Here is a 20,390-nt window from a genome sequence, read left to right on the forward strand (position 1 = left end):
TTTTTTTCTGACGTTTGGGTATCCTGATTATTTGAATAAAATATCGCTCAAATCGACAATACCAGTTCCATTCATTTTATATTGAATAACTATATCGGGAAAAGCAGCATAGGTAACTAGCTATATATCACGCAAGGTCCTCCTAAGCAAAAATCTATTACAAATATTCTTTCTTCATTCAAGATGACTTATCTCAAGCCAATCTGAATACTTTTATATTCAATTAATAACGCTTATCTAGTCGGAAGAGCTGGAAAATATTTGTGTGCCGTGGTAGTGATATAAGTACGAGAGGTACTCTCGTACTTATATCACCGGGCGAGTTTGGAGCCTTACCGGTCTATGGTAAGGCTTCAAACCGAGGTTCGAGACCGAACTTTGGCTCGGACCGGTCCGCACAGCTTGAGAATATTTTCCAGCTCTTCCGACGGCATATTTAACCAAAAAATGGACAAATAAAAAAGCATGGTAACCATTTGCGGATTACCATACTGTTTTAAAGCCAGCTGCTATCGTTTAACTGAACCAACTTAGCTTTTGAAGATGCTTTATAATACGTGCTTTGAGTAAATGCGTCTTCATTGCCGATTGTGCAGACCGTTCCTTGTGTTAAATGTTCGGAAACTTTTTCACCTTTGAGATTGTATAAATCTGCCTTTTTAACTGTAACTTCTAGGCGAAAATCGTTGGGAGTGTCTGTCTCAATCATGCTTGAATCAGTTTGATCATCTTTGTTCAAAATTTGAACATCGCTAGCTTTAACTAATCGATCTTTAGATACACGATAATAGAATCCATCGGCTTTTAGATTCTTTGTCGTTGTGGTCGTGGCTGCTTGAGCAATACCATTACCGGTGGTAAGAGCAGGAATACTTGCGACACCCGAACCTAATGCTACTAATGATGCGAACAAAAGACTCTTTTGAAGTAATTTCATGTGTGTATTATCTCCTTAGATGTCTGTGTCAGTAAATGATTTTATTTTCTGATAACTAGAATTTATTAATATCCTGTTATCAAAAAATATCATAACTTATTAGAATTCTAAAGTCGTGTATGTTGTGTAGCCATTATGTATGCTGCCGTTTCCAGAGCTGAGAGTATTCATCTGCTGCGGGGAACGGTCCGAGCCAAAGTACGGTCTCGAACCTCGGTTGAAGCCTCGCAAAACCGGCGAGTCTCCAACACGCCCGGTGGTGTAATGGCTAAAGCCATAACGCCACTTTCGCTGCTGATGAATACTCTCAGCTCTTCCAATTAATTTATTTCTTTAATAAGTAATCTAATGAATTATGGCAATAGTCATACCCAAGTATTTTTTAATATTTTAAAATACCTAAGGACATCTAATCCAATAACCATATTGAACACAAGGTACCAGTTGAGAATCTGATGCAAACATTACATCGTTTAAATAATCCGAATGTTAATACTTTTGTATACTTCCACATTCAATTAACACCAATTAATTAGTCGGAAGAGCTGGGAAATATTTGTGTGCCGTGGTAGTGGTATAAGTACGGGAGGAACCTCCCGTACTTATACCACCGGGCGTGTTTGGAGACTTGACGAACTATGTCAAGGCTTCAAACCGAGGTTCGAGACCGCACTCTGGCTCGGACCGTTCCGCACAGCTTGAGAATATTTCCCAGCTCTGGAGACGGCATACTTAACCAACACTAAATATTTAAATTAATTTAATAATAAATGACTATTTATATCTATCGGCTTTTGAAATTGAAATCGGTTACTAAATAGGGTAACTTATATACCAAAGGAGATTCATAATGTCTCAAGAAGAAAGCACTTCATTACTAGTAGATTTGGCTCAAGACTATTATTTAAACCATTTAAACTTGGGTGACATTTCGAAAAAATACGACATTAGTCGTTATAAAATATCAAAATATTTGTCCGAAGCAATCGACAAAAAAATAGTTACTATAAATATTAGTTCGCCCTTTTCCCGAAGTTCTGACTTAGAAAGTAAACTCCGGATGAATTTTCCACATCATAATTTCTACATCTTGAAGAATACTGAAGATATTGCACACCAAAATGATCGATTTTATTCCTTCGCTGCTAAGTATCTACAAGATTTGATTGATGGCAAAAAAACTATCGGTTTGACTTGGGGCGACACAATTTATCACGTGATTGATTCGTTTCAAACTACTGCGCGGGATAATGCTGTTTTCACACAATTCATTGGCGAAAATGGCAAACAAAACTCCTTAGCTGGAGCAATGCCAATGGTTCAAAAAGCTGCCACAAGTTACAACGGCAAGTACTACACTATCGATGCCCCACTCTACATCCTCAATCCAAACGTCAGAAACTTGTTAGCTCAAGAACCTGCCATTCAACCAACGCTGACCACCGCCGAAGGGTTAAATCTGATTTTCACCAGTGTTGGTACCTTGGATTCCGTCAATAGTATCGGATCATGGAAGAAGAGCCGCGAGATTCTCTTTCCAAACGTTAATCCTGAGAAAGTCGCTGCAATGATATATGGCCGCCCAATCGACAAATCGGGCAAATTATTAGTTAACGAGAAAGATGATAAAGTCTTTGGTCTCAGTCTCAAGCAGATTTTGAAAGTTCCTGTGCGTGTAACAATCGTCAATGACAAATTCAAATCATCGGCATTATGCGCAACGTTGAGAGGTAATTATTTCACTGACGTTATCTTGAATGAACCAACTGCCAATAAATTATTAGCTGAATTATAAACCAAAAAGAGAGTCAATAATCTATCCAAGATTACTGACTCTCTTTATTTTATTCAGTCTCTAAATTTCTATTTCGATAAACTCGACTAACTATATAACCAACAACTAAGCCAATTAAAGCAGGAACCACCCAACCGAGACTCATTTCAGCCAACGGCAAGTAACTATTCCAAACTAAAATTTGATGGACAAATCCATTGGCTCTTAAAGCTTTTGGCAATGCTTCGATTCCGGCAAACAATGCTGGAATAATTGTGAACAACGTTGTAATCCCGAAAATCCACTTTGAATCACCTAATAATGGTGTCAAAACAGCAACGATAATCAAAACCATGGCCAGTGGATAAAGGAACATCAAAACTGGTGTTGAATAGTTGATCAGACGCGTCAAACCAATATTTGCCACTAAAAATGACACTGTCCCGGCCACTATCAAAACAACTTGGTAGTTAAACTTAGGAAACATTTCTTTAGCAGTTTCACCGACAGACGACGTCAAACCGATGGAAGTTTTCAAGCAAGCGATAATTGCAATCAACGCCAACAGAATACTTCCAAATGATCCGAAGTAATAGTTGAAAACCTGTGCTAAAGTCACCCCACCATTAGTTGCCAGTGGAAGTTTATTAACACTCATCGTTCCAATCAAAGCCAAGAAAGCATAAATGATTCCCATTAAAATTACGCAAATAAACCCAGAACGAATGGTATCTTTGGCAATCTGACCCGGATGCGTTACACCCAATGACTTAATCGTATCAATGACGACCACCCCAAATGCCAATGATGCCAACGCATCCATCGTATTATAACCTTCAGTAAATCCAGCTAAAACCGGACTCTTGGCATATTGCCCTTGAGGGATAGCGTTCAAGCCACCCATAGGTTTAATAACGGCAGTCACAACCAATATCCCCAATAAAACTAGAAATATCGGTGTCAGCCATTTACCAACATAGACCATCAATTTACTTGGCTTTCTCGCCAACCACAGTGTAACGATGAAAAAGACAGCCGAGAATATCAGCAAACTGACACCTTGTTTAGACTTATCCACAAACGGTGCTAATCCCAGTTGAAAAGATATTGTTGCCAACCGTGGAATCGCAAATAATGGTCCCATGGTCAAATACAGCAGAATTGTAAAAATGTAAGCAAACGGCCGATTCACTTTACCCGCGAGATCAAAGACACTGTTACTGCCAGTCATACCCATACTTGCAACTCCAAGCAAAGGCAATCCGACACCAGTTATCAACAACCCAATAATGGCATAAATAACATTGCTACCAGCCTGTTGTCCTAGAAAGACCGGGAAAATTAAGTTCCCTGCGCCAAAAAACAAGCCGAATAACATAGATCCGATAAAAAATAGATTTCTCCAAGTTAATTTTTCATTCATTAATTTCACTCTCTTACATAAAAGTCCATCTAAATATAATAATCGAGTCTGGCCGTTAGGACAACTGTTTTATCAAAATATAACCTTTAATGCCGCCTCAGGCCGTCAGTAATGCAGTCCCGCTATGAGGACCGGTTCGAGCCATAGTGCGGTCTCGAGCCTCGCTTTTGAGCCTTGCAAGTTCGGCAAGTCTCAAAAGTCGTCCTGTGGAGTAAGCGCTGAAGCGCTAACTCCACTTTCACAGCGGTCTGCATTACTGACGACCTGAGGCTAGGTTATTTTAATACACAATTGTTCACTTATTTTTAATATATTTGATTCTTCATTGGATTTTCTGACTGCTGAAGTATCCACAATATCAGCCAAGCCACGAACACAGATTCAATCTGCTAAATATATCCAATACCAACCAATCAACTAAAAACTTAGCCGGAGGGGACGAGTGATGAAGACCTGCTGTGCAAGTGTTGTTATGGCTTTAGCCATTACAACACCGACGTATTCTGAAATTCGAGTGGTTTTCTCGAAGTTCAGAATCGAGGCGCGAGACCTTGGCTCGAACCGGTCGCATAGCGGGCTTCATCACTCGTCCCCTCCGGCGGCAAACAAAAAAGACATCCTCAAGAAGAGAATGCCCTAGTATTGCCAAAATATATTTAGGCTTTGTATGTATCTTCAACCCATTCATTTGTAGCAACACGGTAATATGTGTGACCGTTATATGTCTTTGTTTGATCAGTATACCAAGGTGTTCTGTTTGCTAAACCACGGTTTGTAACAGTTGTTGGTGTGCCATTGCTATCAAATGCAAAAAGCTTTACGAAATTGCCGTTTGGATTGTTAACAGTGATAACACTACTTTGAGCACTACCGTTTGTTTCAGCGTTGCCATCATATTGAGTCAAGTTGTATGTTTGAATCAAGTTGTTCAATGATGAAGCATAGTTAGGTGCTGTAGCATATCTACCTTGTAACCAGGCAGTAGCATCCTTATATGACTTAGTATTTTCTTTCCATGTACCACTGTAATAACTTGAGTTCCATGCAACACCGTTGCGCAACTTGTTTCCGTTGTCAGCGAATGATTCATAGTAACTTGGGTACTTTCTAAAGTTGGCGTTAATTGTATACCAACCTTGTGATGCGCTCCATTCAGAAGTTGGCATTGTTACAAAGGCGCCGTTATAGTCACCCTTGATACCAAATAAGTTATGACCTTGTGTAGCTAAAGTTGAAGTACCCCAGCCACTTTCAAGGATAGCTTGTGCCAACATTACTGAAGTATAAAGGCCGTATTGTGAGGCAGCCTTTTGAGCCATAGGAACAGCTGAGCTCAAGAATGCTTGTTGTTGTGCAGTTGTTGCACCTGTAGCAGCTTGGATAACTGCTGTGGTATTTAGTGCGTTATTAAGTGATTCACTGGCAGCTTGAACAGTAGCAGAAGTAGCGACTGTTGTATCTGCTTTCTTTTCTGAACCGGCAATGACATTTGAACTATTATCTTGTGATTTATTATTTACTTGTTCGGTACTTGTTTGTGCTGCAGAAGAGTCTGCAGTATCTGTTGTTGCAGCTGACACGATTGAAGGTGTCGCAGTTGCAGCTAATGTGCCAAGTACTAATGCACTAGTTAGTAGATTTTTTTTAGACATAGAATGGTTTCCCCTTAATAAATAATCTAGTTATAGACTACTATTTAAAAAAAGTAGTTTCAACAAAACCTGGATTTTGTAACAAGAATTAAACATTCGAAAATAAATTGTAATTTTTTGCCACTTGACTTTAAGAATTCCTTAAGAATCTAAAGATTTCTTATAGTGAGTTACGAAAATTTAGCGAGATTTAGCCAATTTTCCAGCAATAATCACAAAAATTTTTTAATGCTTACAAATAAAATAATCGGTAGTTGGAATTATATTGTTATATTATTTGAGAAAACTCCCCTTATAGCACGCCATCTAGGCCTTATTGAACGTATTTGTCGCCTCCTTTTATTTTGTGAGTTTTTACACTACCACTAAAATTTTACAATAAAAAAAACCGCCATTCAGCGATTTCCTATAATTTTGAAGTTAACTTAACATCTGGATATTTGTTAGCAAACCAGTTTTCCGCAAATCTGTTTTCAAATAAGAATAATGGTTTGTCATCCAAATCTTTCACTAACATATTTCTAGTTGAAGACATTGATTGATCCAATTGTTCAGGGTCGACCCAACGGGCAATTCTGGAACCGATTGGCTTCATAACAACATCACAGTTATATTCGTTCTTCATTCTAAATTGGAAAACTTCAAATTGAAGTTGACCAACGGCACCTAAGATATAGTCGTTAGTTGTGTACTTCTTGTATAGTTGCACAGCACCTTCTTGAACAAGTTGTTGCATACCTTTATGGAATGATTTTTGCTTCATAACGTTCTTAGCTTGAACTTCCATAAACATTTCAGGTGTAAATTGTGGCAAATCTTCAAATTGAACTGACTTTTTACCTTCATAAATCGTATCGCCAATTTGGAAATTACCTGTATCGTACAAACCAACAATATCACCGGCAACGGCAGTTTTAACTGTTTCTCTTTGGTCAGACATGAATTCAGTCGCATTGTTCAAACGCATAACTTTACCAGTTCTTTGCAAGGTAACGTCCATGCCTCGAACGAATTCACCAGAACAAATTCTGACGAAAGCAATTCTATCACGGTGATTAGGGTTCATATTAGCTTGAATCTTGAAGACGAATGCTGAAAATTCAGGGTCATCTGGTTTAACAACTTCATCACTGTCTTTTTCAGTATGTTCAGCAGGTGCTGGAGCCATATCCAAGAATGTGTTCAAGAATGTTTCCACACCGAAGTTTGTCAAAGCTGAACCGAAGAAAACTGGAGTTTGGTTACCAGCTTGAACTTTTGCCAAGTCAAATTTATTACCAGCTTCTTTGATCAAATCAACTTCACCAAGAGCTTGTTCGTAAACACCCTCTTCTTCGATTGGATTGTGTTCAGCTAATTGGCCTTCATCATTTAATGGCAAGAAACGGTCGTCGCCATCTTTACGATAAAGTTCCAAACGGTTGTTGCTGATGTCATAGAGACCCTTCAATTCCTTACCCATACCGATAGGCCAGTTCATTGCACAACCTTCGATGTTAAGTAAGTCTTCAAGTTCAGCAATCAAGTCCAAAGGATCACGACCATCACGGTCCAACTTATTCATGAATGTAAAAATAGGAATACCACGTTTTTTAACAACTTTAAATAATTTCTTAGTTTGTGGCTCGATACCTTTAGCAGAATCAATAACCATGACAGCCGCATCAACAGCCATCAAAGTACGGTAGGTATCTTCAGAGAAATCTTCGTGTCCAGGGGTATCCAAAATGTTGATATCCTTATCACGATAGTGGAATTGCATTACAGAACTGGTAACAGAAATACCACGTTTCTTTTCGATTTCCATCCAGTCACTGGTAGCAAATTGACCAGACTTCTTAGCTTTAACAGTACCAGCAGAACGAATTACCCCACCGAAGTAGAGCATTTGTTCTGTGATTGTTGTTTTACCGGCATCCGGATGAGAGATGATGGCAAAGGTTCTTCGTTTGTTAACTTCTTGTTCTAATTGTTTTTGATCCATATTAATTTATTGGAGTTCCTTCCTTTATTTTGAATAATTAAAATTTTAAGGATTATTGGGATATATGCCGCCTACGGGAGCCAGAAAATTAAGCCTGCTGTGCGGACCGGTTCGAGCCATAGTGCGGTCTCGAACCTCGATTTTGAGCCGAAAACCACGTCTCAAAACTCGTCCTGTGGTGTAATGGCTAAAGCCATAACGCCACCTGCACTGCTGGCTTAATTTCTGGCTCCCTCCGGCTAGGTTTTTTGTTTCTTTCTAATTATACACGTCAGTCGAAGACTTCTTGTATGCGACTGACATAACTAATTTAACCCATGTTTTGGACATATCCATTTTTTAAATTCATTAATTAAATAGATAACTACAAATTAATCTTAATACATAATTCATTTAACTATTATATTATAGAAATCATTTTTAGAGGTTACTAATATTTATAATCCGCTGCAGCGGATAAATACATTAGCCGGAGGTGGTGAGTGATAGAGACCTGCTGTGCAAGTGGAGTTAGGGATTTATCCCTTACTCCACCGACGAATTCGAGATTTGCGGTCTTTGCAAAGCTCAAATTCGAGGTTCGAGACCGTACCTTGGCTCGAACCGGTCACATAGTGGGCTCCATCACTTGCCACCTCCGGCGGCTCCGCCTCATAAAAAAAAGAAATACTGTTAGTATTTCTCCTTATACATGTTAGTTGTAACGTTCTTGAGTTTAGCATCAGGAACTGTCACGATAACATTTTCAATTCTCGAACCATTCAACTCGCCTGATGTAATTACTGTTCCATCGCTTAATTCAAATGATTGAGGATGTTTAGCATCTGGAATTTCTCCAAGATTCATAATTAAATATCCAGCAATTGTATCCACATCTTCAACGTGAATATCTTCTTCAAAGAGTTCATCGAAATCTTCAATTGTCATTAATCCGACAACTGAAAATTTGTTAGCTCCTAGTCTTTGGAAATTCTTGGTTACTGGATCATATTCATCATCGATTTCACCAACAATTTCTTCTAGGATATCTTCAATTGTTGCTAGACCAACGATACCACCATACTCATCAACGACCATGGCAATCTGTGTCTGGGTGCTACGCATTTTCAAGAGCAAGCTATCAATGTTCGTGGCTTCAGGTACAAACAATGGATCTTTCATAATTGACTTCAAATTAATGTTGTCAAAACCGACTTCACGGGAACGTTTCAACAAATCCTTTATATGGATAATGCCGATAACGTTATCTTTGTCGCCACCATAAACAGGAATTCTTGAATATGGCTGATTCAAAATGGCATCAATATTTTCATCGACTGAATCATTGATATCCACCATGAATGTATCGGTTCTTGGAACCATAATCTCTCGAGCAGTCTTGTCGCCAAAACGGATAATTCCTTGTAACATCTGATACTCATCAGAATTGATAGTCCCGGTATTACGAGACTTTTTCAGCGTTGCAATCATTTCATTTCTAGTAATCGGTTCATCTTTTTTACTGAAATCAATCGGTGTGATTTTCATTAAAAAATTAATAGTTGAATCTAACAACCAGACAAATGGTTTCAAGATCCAACCGAATAAACTAATTATTGGTTGCGTGAAACTTGCCACTTCATACGGGCGTTGTAACGCTATCCTTTTCGGATACAATTCCCCTAAAACTAAAGTAATAAACGATAAAATCACCGTTATGATTACTATTGAAACTTCCCGGCTACCAGGAAAATCTCCAATCAATCCTTCCATCCAAACACTCAATGTCGTAGCGGCGCTGGCAGATGATAAAAATCCTGCTAAAGTAATTGCCACTTGAATCGTCGACAGAAATTTGTTGGGTTCATTGATCATTTGGAGAATTTTCTTAGCTCCACGGCTATTCTTAGCCTTTTCCTCAACGGACGTCTTATTAACAGAAACAATCGCCATCTCGCCTGCTGCAAAAAAAGCATTTAATAATGTCAAAACAATTATTAAAATCAGCTGCCCGGAAAGCGACGCTCCAGAAGAGTCACCACTCATTTAACTCGCACTCTCTTTCATATGTAAACTTAAATACTTCACCTTTGTTGCCTCCAGAAACAAGTATTTCCACCTACACTGAAATTAATTCATTGCACGTGGAAATACTCGTTACCTCAGATTCAGTTATCTTTACCACAATAACTTCAAAACTAACAGTTCTTGAGTTAAGTATAAACAAAACAATTATAACAGGTGTTCAAACATTCAACAATAAAGGTTGGATTTTTATTTGCCATCTCCAGAGATGAGAGTATTCACCTGCTATGCGGAACGGTTCGAAGTCTTACCAAAGTTCGGTAAGTCTCCAAACTCGCCCGGTGGTGTAATGGCTAAAGCCATAACGCCACACCCACAGCTGGTGAATACTCTCATCTCTTCCGACTCTTTAATATGCTGTAGTAATTTTCTTCAATACTTTATATAGAAGATACCTGGTTACAATGGATAAAAAAATGTAAATAAATAATTTTCAGTTTTTTCTATGAAAAAGTTATTTAACTATTTTATTTTCATTCTGTTAACAATCTGTCTTAATAGATTTACTTCTCAGATTCCATCCATTCATCCCCACTAATACTAAATTACGACACAATATAAAATTTCATATTCAGAAACTAACAAATTAACTCCTTCAAAACACTAGCCTTCGGGTGACAGAGATTGAGACCGCAGTGACAGTGGAGTTAGAGCTTTAGCTCTTACTCCACAGACGTATTTTGAAATTCGAGCGGTCTTCTCGAAGTTCAAAATCGAGGTGCGAGACCTTGACTCGCACCGGTCTCACAGCAGACTCAATCTCTGTCACCCGGAGGCGGCACAACAATATCGAATCTAGGACCCATTAATGATAGAATAGACCTATCAGTATATAGGGAGTATCTTAAAATGTCTAACAAAAAAATTGCTGTGATCTACCTGTTTTTCTTCATCATCCCTTACGTTCTCTGCCTCTCAATCATCGGAGTTTCATACAACTCTTTGGTTTTGCACGCTTTAACATGGAGAATCGTGGTTGGTGGTATCGTTGGAGCCTTTGGTATGTTTGCGGTAAAGGTTATTGCCCAACGTCCAGTGTTGATTATGTATCGTAGCTCAACACGTAAATTGCTAAAAGAATTGCTTAATTTCTTTATTTTGGAAAGAAGTAAATTCGTCATCGGCGCTAATTTGGTTGTTGATTTCTTCTTTTCGATTGCCAGCATTTACTTAGTCGCTAAATTTATGCCACTAACAATTATCCTTGGTAGAACTTTGGGTTGGTTAGTGTTAATTCTAGTAATATCACTGACTTTGGCATCATACCTCGAATTCGAATCACTCTCGATTTACACAGAGAAGAAAAAATAAAACTTGACTTATTTAATTAATCATTGTAAGTTTGAAACAACTTAATTGCAGGAGGAATCGGACATGTTGAAATTTAACCAAACATCATCAGTTGAATCATGTTGTTGTGTAGTAATGAATGAACATTACTATACTTTTTCAACATGCCTAATACCACTCAATTGATAATCAAGTAGTGAAAACTAAAAACTATCAAGCGGAGTTGACATTAGTCAGCCCCGCTTTTTTGTGTTCTTAGCTACTTAATATGCCAGTTTCCAAAACAAATTATTCAGCACACGCGCTAATTAAATGCGATTCAGACCTAATAACGTTCACCTTGCTTGTAACGTATACTACCTTGCTCAAGTAGTAATTTTTCTTTCAACGTTCACAAACTATAATTCTTTACATAAACGAGGATGAATTTAATTAGATAACGCGTGGCAAAAGCCACTTAGCTTAATTTGTTCAAGTATTTCGACTAATCAATTTGATTATTCATAAAACAAATAAATTAGTCGGAAGAGCTGAGAAGTATTCACCAGCAGTGGAAGTGGCGTTAGGACTTTACCATTACACCACCGGGCGAGTTTGGAGCCTTACCGAACTTTGGTAAGGCTTCAAACCGAGGTTCGAGACCGCACTTCGGCTCGGACCGGTCCGCACAACGCAGGCGAAATACTTCTCAGCTCTGGAGACGGCAAAGAAGACACTACTTAGAAGGGAGTTACTTGTGGAACATATCAAAATTGGAATTCTTAATTTAATGCAGAACAAAATCGAAACGATGAACAATTTTCAAACAGCTTTAGGTGACCAAGTGGAATTAAAGTTTTACTACTCCGCAACACGTTACACCAATCGGACGCTTGATCAAGAAATCGTTTCAAACATGTCACCATTAGATTTACATGATGTACCTGACCTGGATGGCTTTATCATTACGGGCAGTCCCGTTGAAAAGTTAGATTTTCCTCAAGTTTCATACTTTGATGAAATCAATGAGTTAATTGATCTACTCGACCAATTAAACATCCCCCAGCTCTACGTCTGTTGGGGCGCCATGGCTGCCCTTAATCGTTTATATGACATCGACAAAAAAATTCTGCCACACAAGGCTTTCGGTATTTTTCAAAATCAAATCTTGGCCGATACGCCACTATTAGAAAATGTTTCTGACAACTTCCCATCACCTCACGCTCGTTATGCCGAGATGAATCACGAACAGTTGAACGATGAACCAAGTTTACAAATCTCAGCCGTCAGTGAAAATGGTCTGTTGACATTAGTTGAATCAACTGAGAAGCATCAAACATTTCTCTTTTCGCATTTGGAATATCAACGCGACAGTTTGGACAAAGAGTATCACCGTGAGCTCAATAGTAAAAAGGTGATTAAACCATTGCCCGCTATCAACTATTATTCCCTACTCGACCATCAGCCAACTTTTGCTTGGCAAGAAACACAATCACAATTTTACAATAACTGGTTAAAAACCGTTACCGCACATAAATTAACTACATGTTAAGGAGAGATTTATTATGACAAAAATTGCACAAAATATTACAGAATTGATTGGCAACACACCTATCGTTAAGTTGAACAACGTTGTTCCAGAAGATGCTGCGGACGTTTACGTTAAACTTGAATTCTTCAATCCCGGCAGTTCCATCAAGGATCGTATCGCCCTTTCAATGATTGAAGCTGCTGAAAAAGCTGGCAAGATTAAGCCTGGCGATACACTAGTTGAACCAACATCTGGTAACACAGGTATCGGACTTTCACTCGTTGCTGCTGCTAAAGGTTATCATTTAATTATCACTATGCCTGAGACAATGAGTATTGAACGTCGTAAGCTGATGCAGGGCTATGGCACAGAATTAATTTTGACACCTGCTAAAGGCGGTATGAAAGCTGCCATTCAAAAGGCAACTGATTTAGCCAAAGAAAATGGTTACTTCATGCCAATGCAATTCCAAAATCCAGCTAATCCAGCGATCCACGAAGCTACTACTGGTAAAGAAATTGTCGATGCCTTTGGCGATGAAAATGTTGATGCTTTCGTAGCCGGCGTTGGTACTGGTGGTACTCTTTCTGGTGTCAGTCACGCGTTGACTAAAGCTTATCCAGATGTGAAAGTTTATGCTTTGGAAGCTGCTGAGTCTCCTTTATTAAAGGAAGGAAAAACTGGAGCTCACAAAATTCAAGGAATTAGTGCCGGTTTCATTCCAGATACGCTAGACAAACAAGCTTATTCAGATATTATAGAAGTTACGAGTGATCAAGCCATCAATATGGCACAAGAAGTTAGTCACAAGGAAGGCTTCTTACCAGGTATTTCTGCTGGCGCTAACATCTTTGGTGCGATTGAGATTGCTAAGCAACTTGGAAAAGGCAAATCTGTCGTAACCGTTGCACCAGATAATGGTGAAAGATATCTTTCAACCGATTTATTTAAGTTTTAGGAGACATATTCTTTTTAACCAAACTTATTTTATGCGAAAATAGACAGTGATGATTTTTTAATAGGGGGATTTATTATAATGAAAAAGCGACTCGCTTTAATTTTAACTACAATTGTGGCCTTAGTATTGGTACTAACAGGTTGCTCAAGTAACAAGGCTGCCAGTGACACTAAAACAGACGGCACATTAACTATTGGACTAGAAGGAACTTACGCTCCATACTCATACCGTGACGATGGTCAACTTAAAGGATTCGAAGTTGATCTCGGTAAAGCTGTTGCTAAGAAGCTTGACTTAAAAGCTAAATTTGTTCCTACAAAGTGGGATTCATTAATTGCTGGTTTGAACTCAAGTACATTTGATGTTGTTTTGAACAACGTGGCTATCAACCCATCACGTGAGAAACACTACATCTTCTCAACACCTTACATTTACTCAAAATCAGTTATCATCACAAAAGATGGTACAGGCATCAACTCAGTTAACGATATTAAAGGTAAGAAAATTTCTGCCGGTACTGGTACTGACAACTACAACCATGCTGAAAAATTTGGTGCTAAAGTAGTTCCTGCTGCTGATTTCCAAACTGACATGTCAATGATCGACCAAGGACGTGTTGCTGGTGCTATCAATTCTAAGGAAGCTTTCTTATATTGGAAAGAAAGTCACAAGAATACTGATTTGAAATACATCACTATTCCTGACAACAAACTTGCTGCTTCAAAGATTGCTCCAATTTACAACAAGAAATCAACTCACCTACGTGGCCGTGTAAACAAAGCTATCAAAGAACTTTACAAAGACGGTACAATGAAGAAGCTTTCAGATAAGTACTTCGGTGAAGACATTACTAAAAAATAATTTTTAAAACTAATTGAGGGGGTTTTAACTTCATGTGGCACATTATCATTACGTCATTACCAGAAATGATTTCTGCAATGTTGCAGTTTACCATTCCACTGGCAATCATTTCATTTATCTTTGGCCTGATTCTAGCCGTATTAACAGCGTTAATTAAATTTATCAAACCGAGTGAAAATAAAGTAATCAAATATCCATGGTTGGTTCTCCGTGCGATTGCTGACTTTTATGTTTGGTTATTCCGTTCCACTCCATTGCTGGTTCAATTGTTCATCATCTTCTTTGGTCTTCCAAGTGCTGGCATTCAACTTTCACCATTCATCGCAGCCGTAATTGGCTTCTCCTTGAATACTGGAGCTTATGCTTCAGAAACAATCCGTTCAGCCTTGATGTCAGTTCCACAAGATCAATGGGATGCTGCTTTCACATTGAACTTTACGACTAAACAAACTTTAATGAAGATTGTGCTGCCACAAGCTGTTAGAATCGCTTTACCACCACTATCCAATTCATTTATTGGTTTAGTTAAAGATACATCATTGGCTAGTTCCATCACTATTTTGGAAATGTTCCAAGTCAGTCAACAGATTACTGCTAAGAACTTCCAACCACTCTTGATGTACTCATTAGCTGCTTTCTTATATGCTGTAATTTGCTCATTGTTGACATTATTACAACATTATCTCGAACGCAAAACTTCAAAATATGTTAAAGGGAGTGAAGCCTAATGATTTCATTAAAGAATATTGTTAAAAAATATGATGACAAGGAAGTTTTGAAAAACTTGTCCGTTGACTTCCCTGATGGCAAAACAACAGTTATTCTAGGACCTTCCGGTTCTGGTAAATCGACATTGTTACGTTCACTTGATCTTCTAGTTAGACCTGAAAGCGGCACACTTAGCTTCTCAGATTTAACATTAGATTATGCCGAGCCACTTACTAAAAAGAAGAGTTTCGAAGTTCGTAAAAAGACTAGTATGGTTTTTCAAAACTGGAACCTCTTCCCTAACTTGACCGTTCTTCAAAACATCACTACTGCACCAGAAACTGTTCTGAAAGCATCTAAGAAAGAAACTGAAGACCATGCTCGGAAGTTACTTTCACAAGTTGGTTTAACAGAATATGCCGACCGTTACCCTAGTCAGTTATCTGGTGGTCAACAACAACGTATTTCAATCTGTCGGGCTTTAGCAATGAATCCTGAATACGTCTTGTTGGACGAACCAACCAGTGCCCTTGATCCTGAGCTAGAAACTCAAGTCTTGTTGATTTTGGAAGAACTCAGCAAGTTGAAGCAATCAATGATTATCGTGACACATAACATGCAATTTGCTCGTTCCGTGGCCGATAAAATCGTCTTCGTTGAGAATGGCGACATCCTCTTCGATGGCACACCAGATGATTTCTTCAATCATCCTACAACTAGAATTAAGGACTTCTTGTCTGGCATTACATTTGATGATAGTAAAATAATGAAGTAAACCTCAAAAGGTCCTGATTGAAATTAATCAATCAGGGCCTTTTTTATGCTTAAATTAAAAGTCTACATCTTCTGCTTTAACAAACTGATTGCTACCAACCCGATAATAAGTTAGTCCATCAAGCATTTGGAACCTGTCAGTTTTATACGACTTTCCAGTAGGCAATTTATTTGAAAGTAAATTACCCTTTTCATCATATAAACTTGTTACCTGTTTAGTTGTAACTACTGGATTGGAATAAGCATATTCATACACTTCACTTGCCCTAACAAATTCATTCGTTGCAACACGATAATATTTCTTACCATTTATTTCTGTGTACCTGTCACTATACCAGTCAGTTGCTGGTAATAATTCACGACTCGATTTTTCATTACGGGCATTGACTAAGTGACCAAAATTATCCTTATAAACACGTACATAACTGTTGTTAGCAACATATACATAAACATCGTTGGCATTGACCCATTTATCTGTCGCTACTCGATAATATGTCGCTCCGTTTAATTCCATGGACTCATCGTTGTACCAAGCTGAATCAGGACTTAGGAATACATTTGGAATAACTTGACCATCAGTTCCATATACTTGAACTTTTGGACGATCACCAAAGGTTGCTGAGGTTTGCTTGATATCTTTGATTGTGTTGGTTGTTGTCTCTGGAGTTGTATTTGTGGAACTGGAACTACTGCCACTACTATGATTTGGAGTTGGTTGTGGTACTGCTGATGCTACATAATTGTCATAGTATGCATCAACAAAATCTATTGGATTAGTATCCTTTAATCCTTCCAGCGTGGTTCCGTTATCAAGCATATATTGCATAACGTCATTAATGATAGCTTTTAGATTCTTTTTATCTCCAGGAAGAATTATTGGGTCTTCATCATCTTGATCATTTATAATGTCAGAAATACTTATCACCTGATTATTTAAACCAAATCCTAAATCTATCTTTGTATTTTTCAAATCAAGACTATCATTTTTACTATCTGGTAATTTATTTAGTTCATTTTGAAAGTCAGCTACACTTGTTACATCAGTGATTCCAGCAGGGAATACGGCATTAGTTACATTGTTCTTACTTGAATTATCTTCGTAACTAATATTTATTTTTAAATTATATGGATAGATTCTTTGAACAACTACATTTATAGGTCCACTTTCTTCAACTAAGACCTTAGATTGTTCTGGAGCAAAATACCCTGGAATGGACTTAATATAAACATATCCGCCTTCATTAGACTCAAATGGTTCAGTTGTATATATTGGCTTATCCACATCTTGATTTTGATCAGGTGTAAAGTATTGAACATATGAAGTTAATTTCGGTCTCTCAACTGCCACCCATGTAGTATTACCTTCTGGAGCCTGATTACCAGCTGTCGAAGGAGTGTAAAGATTGATTAATGCTGAATACTCTATAGGATATTTGGGGTCTTTAACCAGTGGCCAAACAGTTGGATCGTCACGGTTTGTATCATTTTTCCAACCAGCATATTTATCTGAATCGTACGTAAAGTTTGCTGTTTGATAATCGGTTTTACTATTTAAAACTATTTTTCTAATCTTACTAGCCGATACATCTTTATCTTCGTAATAATCATTATCGTTAAAATTTAATAAGTCGAGCAAGTATAAGGGACTAATATTCCCAAAAGAAGATAAATCAAGTGATTGCAGATTTCTACATCCCCTGAACATTGATTCCAAATTGGAATTAGAAAAACTAACGTTGGTTAAATTTACATTCTCTAAACTACTATCGGCAAAAATTCCATACATTTGTATTTCACTATAGTTATTCGGATCAGCATTATTTATAACAGTCATATCCGTCATATCAGCAGTTTTTAGATTTTTATTACGCGCAAACATACTTGTATAGTTTCTGATTGTTGAACTTGTAAAGCCTTTAAAATCTGCCACCGTCATGCCACTATCAGAAAATAGTGATGAAATATCTGTAGCACTACTCATATTCAAGTCCCGCCAATTAACATTATGTAAACTTGTGTCATACCAGAACATACCCTCAAAATTTTGTGTATTTGATGTATCTAAGTTGGTTAAATTATCAACTTCATTTAAATTTTTCATATTGTTAAATAGTTCAGCAATACTTGTCCCAGCAACGACTTTTCCATCAAAAACAACCTTTTGAATTTTATCAATATATTTTTTATCTCTAAAAGGATTGACACTCTCGGAACCAGGAATAGTCACAAATGGTGCCCAAGTACCCGCTCCTATATGTAATTCTCCAGCTTGATTAAGATACCAATCACTTCCAGTTTCACCACTACTTGAATCTGTACCTACGAATGCTTTGCCATACATCTCACTTGAAGCAATGTTACCTTTAGAATCTGTAACTTCATTTGGAGTATTGGAAATTTGATTATCATTTTGAGTATTATTATCACGTGTTGTTTGAGGTGCTTCTTCTGTATCTTTCGGAATTTGGCTTTCATCAGTATTAGAAGTATCAACTTTATCGGTAGCGGGAGTTACTTTTTGTTCATCAGTTGTTTCAACTTTTCCAGTGCTATTTAGACTAGGAGTTGGAACACCAACAGTTGGTTTCCCACTTTGATCAACAGTACCGTCACTCCCTTTTTGCGGACTAGAATCACCCGGTACTGTTCCTTGTACGCTCTCTGTTTGTTGAGTATTAACAGTATTAGTATCAACGTTATCAGCCTTAACAACCATTGATGGCATTCCTAAAATGATTCCACCCGCTAAAGCCAGAGTAGTTGCCACTATCCAGTTCTTTCCTGATTTATACAATTTCTTTCTTAAAATTACATTGGATTGTTTTTTCAATTGTTGAAATCTCATACCAATCACCTGTCCCCTTTATATCACCATAATAGTTCTTTTGATTCCTTTTTTACGTCAAATATAAATAAATAGGTAAGGTTAAACATATCCGTTTATTTTCAAATTACCAATAGAAAATCAGTTAGTCGGAAGAGCTGAGAATATTTACCCGCTGTGGGTGTGGCGTTATTGCTTTAGCAATTACACCACCGGGCGAGTTTTGAGATTTGCGTACTTTGCGGAGCTCAAAATCGAGGTTCGAGACCGCACTTCGGCTCGGGCCGGTCCGCATAGCAGGTAAATATTCTCAGCTCTGGAGACGGCCTTTAATAATACAAAAAAATCCAACCAACGAATTAACGTTGACTGGATTTTCTATTACTCACTAATAAAATCAATAATATAACAACTGCCATTGGCAATAATAAACGGACCATATCATACAACATGTTGAAGCCGACCAAACCGACTAACATTGCTGCAAGAAAAGGCCAAAAGCCCAATTCTTCTCGAAAATCAGTTACCATTTGTTGAACTAAATTGTTGGTACGAATGAGGATTACTAAGAATAAAATCAACCACACATTGTATCCCATTGTTGACCAAGCTTGAGTTAACTTGATCAGGAATGCGAAAGCAATCAGCGCATAGGCTACGATACCTTTGGTGTCTCTTTCTCTCAAACGTACATCACTAGTTAACATTAAGGCAACTAGGAGAAGAATATTTGATATTAAATTATAAATGTTCACAACAATTCCCCTTAATTAAAATCATGCTTTCTAGTATAGCAAGGTTTTAGGAAAAAGTTATGACTTATAGGAAAAATTTAATTATTTTGTATAACATCCTCAAAACTAAATTTTCCATCATCGTAACTCATCTTCACGACTGCACAGTTGTGCAAACTGACCTTCTCCTTGATAGCCTGAATATCCATCCACTTCAATAAAAATGCATAAATTGCGCCGCCATGACTTACTGCCAAGACATTTTCGCCATCTTTAGCTTGCTCCATGACCTTTGTTAAAGTTTCATTCATACGGTCTTGAACGTCATAATCTGATTCCCCATGAAATTGGACAAAGAAGTCGCCATAAGAGTTACGTCCCGGCTGGTTGTGTGGATTAAGATACTCTGGTTTTGCTTCAAAGACACCAAAATTCCACTCCTTGAGACCCTTTAGACGTTGATATGGTTGGTCAGTAATTAATTCCAAAGTATCAGAAGCACGCTCCTGAGTTGAAGAATATGCATGGTCAAATTTAATTCCAGCCTCTTGGAAATGTTTGCCCACTGTCTTAGCTGAATCGATTCCTTTTTGCGTTAACGGTGAATCACAGGCACCCTGAATCAAATGTAATTGGTTGAATAAAGTTTCCCCATGGCGCATTAAATAAAGTGTTTTCGTCATTTTTTCACCTCATTATTTTTATCTATCACCTTCAGTATGGGTCAAAATCAGTTGCTTGTATAATACTTATTTCGAATCACTCGTTATGTTTAACATGCATAGGTCAACATTTAAGAAGGCAAGAAGAGGTTGTGACATAACTATTTTTATCTTAAACACACAGCAAGTTTTTCCGCTTAAAACAAATTACTCCAGCAATCCAAAATCGGATTAC

General features: G+C 37.8%; 15 protein-coding genes. 7 read left to right on the forward strand and 8 right to left on the reverse strand.

The window, feature by feature from the left end:
• Nucleotides 1-496: 496 nt before the first annotated feature.
• A complete protein-coding gene (locus tag JP39_RS08560; protein WP_041500464.1) occupies nucleotides 497-937 on the reverse strand; it encodes a hypothetical protein in 441 nt (146 codons plus the stop codon).
• Between the two features lie 850 nt (nucleotides 938-1,787).
• On the opposite strand from JP39_RS08560, the gene JP39_RS08565 reads away from it, so the two are divergent.
• Complete coding sequence (locus JP39_RS08565) at nucleotides 1,788-2,732, forward strand: sugar-binding transcriptional regulator (protein ID WP_048698700.1); 945 nt, start codon at nucleotides 1,788-1,790, stop codon at nucleotides 2,730-2,732.
• A gap of 49 nt (nucleotides 2,733-2,781) precedes the next feature.
• Here the strand turns inward: JP39_RS08565 and brnQ are convergent, their stop codons facing one another.
• The 4 genes from brnQ to JP39_RS08585 all read right to left on the reverse strand — a co-directional run bounded on the left by brnQ (nucleotide 2,782) and on the right by JP39_RS08585 (nucleotide 9,795).
• Nucleotides 2,782-4,134 (reverse strand): branched-chain amino acid transport system II carrier protein, encoded by a 1,353-nt coding sequence (brnQ, locus tag JP39_RS08570; RefSeq protein WP_041500462.1) that lies wholly within the window; start codon nucleotides 4,132-4,134, stop codon nucleotides 2,782-2,784.
• Between the two features lie 656 nt (nucleotides 4,135-4,790).
• The gene (locus tag JP39_RS08575) at nucleotides 4,791-5,786 is read right to left on the reverse strand and encodes a glycoside hydrolase family 73 protein (protein ID WP_041500458.1); all 996 of its coding nucleotides are present in this window, start codon (nucleotides 5,784-5,786) and stop codon (nucleotides 4,791-4,793) included.
• Nucleotides 5,787-6,192: 406 nt separating this feature from the next.
• The gene (locus JP39_RS08580) at nucleotides 6,193-7,770 is read right to left on the reverse strand and encodes a peptide chain release factor 3 (protein WP_041500457.1); all 1,578 of its coding nucleotides are present in this window, start codon (nucleotides 7,768-7,770) and stop codon (nucleotides 6,193-6,195) included.
• Between the two features lie 672 nt (nucleotides 7,771-8,442).
• A complete protein-coding gene (locus tag JP39_RS08585) occupies nucleotides 8,443-9,795 on the reverse strand; it encodes a hemolysin family protein (RefSeq protein ID WP_041500456.1) in 1,353 nt (450 codons plus the stop codon).
• 888 nt (nucleotides 9,796-10,683) lie between these two features.
• On the opposite strand from JP39_RS08585, the gene JP39_RS08590 reads away from it, so the two are divergent.
• From JP39_RS08590 to JP39_RS08615, 6 genes are all read left to right on the forward strand, one after another.
• Nucleotides 10,684-11,145, forward strand: a complete 462-nt coding sequence (locus JP39_RS08590; protein ID WP_041500454.1) for a hypothetical protein — start codon at nucleotides 10,684-10,686, stop codon at nucleotides 11,143-11,145.
• Between the two features lie 715 nt (nucleotides 11,146-11,860).
• Nucleotides 11,861-12,655, forward strand: a complete 795-nt coding sequence (locus tag JP39_RS08595) for a homoserine O-acetyltransferase/O-succinyltransferase family protein (protein ID WP_041500453.1) — start codon at nucleotides 11,861-11,863, stop codon at nucleotides 12,653-12,655.
• Between the two features lie 13 nt (nucleotides 12,656-12,668).
• Complete coding sequence (gene cysK / locus JP39_RS08600; protein WP_041500451.1) at nucleotides 12,669-13,592, forward strand: cysteine synthase A; 924 nt, start codon at nucleotides 12,669-12,671, stop codon at nucleotides 13,590-13,592.
• Nucleotides 13,593-13,670: 78 nt separating this feature from the next.
• The gene (locus JP39_RS08605) at nucleotides 13,671-14,453 is read left to right on the forward strand and encodes a transporter substrate-binding domain-containing protein (RefSeq protein ID WP_041500449.1); all 783 of its coding nucleotides are present in this window, start codon (nucleotides 13,671-13,673) and stop codon (nucleotides 14,451-14,453) included.
• Nucleotides 14,454-14,485: 32 nt separating this feature from the next.
• Nucleotides 14,486-15,181, forward strand: coding sequence for an amino acid ABC transporter permease (locus JP39_RS08610; RefSeq protein WP_041500448.1), 696 nt, complete (start codon nucleotides 14,486-14,488; stop codon nucleotides 15,179-15,181).
• Complete coding sequence (locus tag JP39_RS08615; RefSeq protein ID WP_041500446.1) at nucleotides 15,181-15,936, forward strand: amino acid ABC transporter ATP-binding protein; 756 nt, start codon at nucleotides 15,181-15,183, stop codon at nucleotides 15,934-15,936. The genes JP39_RS08610 and JP39_RS08615 overlap by 1 nt, the downstream gene beginning before the upstream one ends.
• A 54-nt stretch (nucleotides 15,937-15,990) precedes the next feature.
• Here JP39_RS08615 and JP39_RS08620 read toward each other — a convergent pair whose 3' ends face one another.
• The 3 genes from JP39_RS08620 to JP39_RS08630 form a co-directional block, all read right to left on the reverse strand.
• On the reverse strand, nucleotides 15,991-18,780 hold the full coding sequence (locus JP39_RS08620; protein ID WP_041500444.1) for an SLAP domain-containing protein: 2,790 nt from the start codon (nucleotides 18,778-18,780) through the stop codon (nucleotides 15,991-15,993).
• A gap of 338 nt (nucleotides 18,781-19,118) precedes the next feature.
• Nucleotides 19,119-19,514 (reverse strand): hypothetical protein, encoded by a 396-nt coding sequence (locus JP39_RS08625; protein ID WP_041500442.1) that lies wholly within the window; start codon nucleotides 19,512-19,514, stop codon nucleotides 19,119-19,121.
• A 77-nt stretch (nucleotides 19,515-19,591) separates the two neighbouring features.
• Entirely contained in the window at nucleotides 19,592-20,176 is a 585-nt protein-coding gene (locus tag JP39_RS08630) for a histidine phosphatase family protein (RefSeq protein WP_041500441.1), read from the reverse strand.
• Nucleotides 20,177-20,390: the final 214 nt, after the last annotated feature.

Origin of the sequence: Companilactobacillus heilongjiangensis (genome assembly GCF_000831645.3) — a bacterium.
In the GTDB taxonomy this organism is placed as follows: Bacteria; Bacillota; Bacilli; order Lactobacillales; family Lactobacillaceae; genus Companilactobacillus; species Companilactobacillus heilongjiangensis.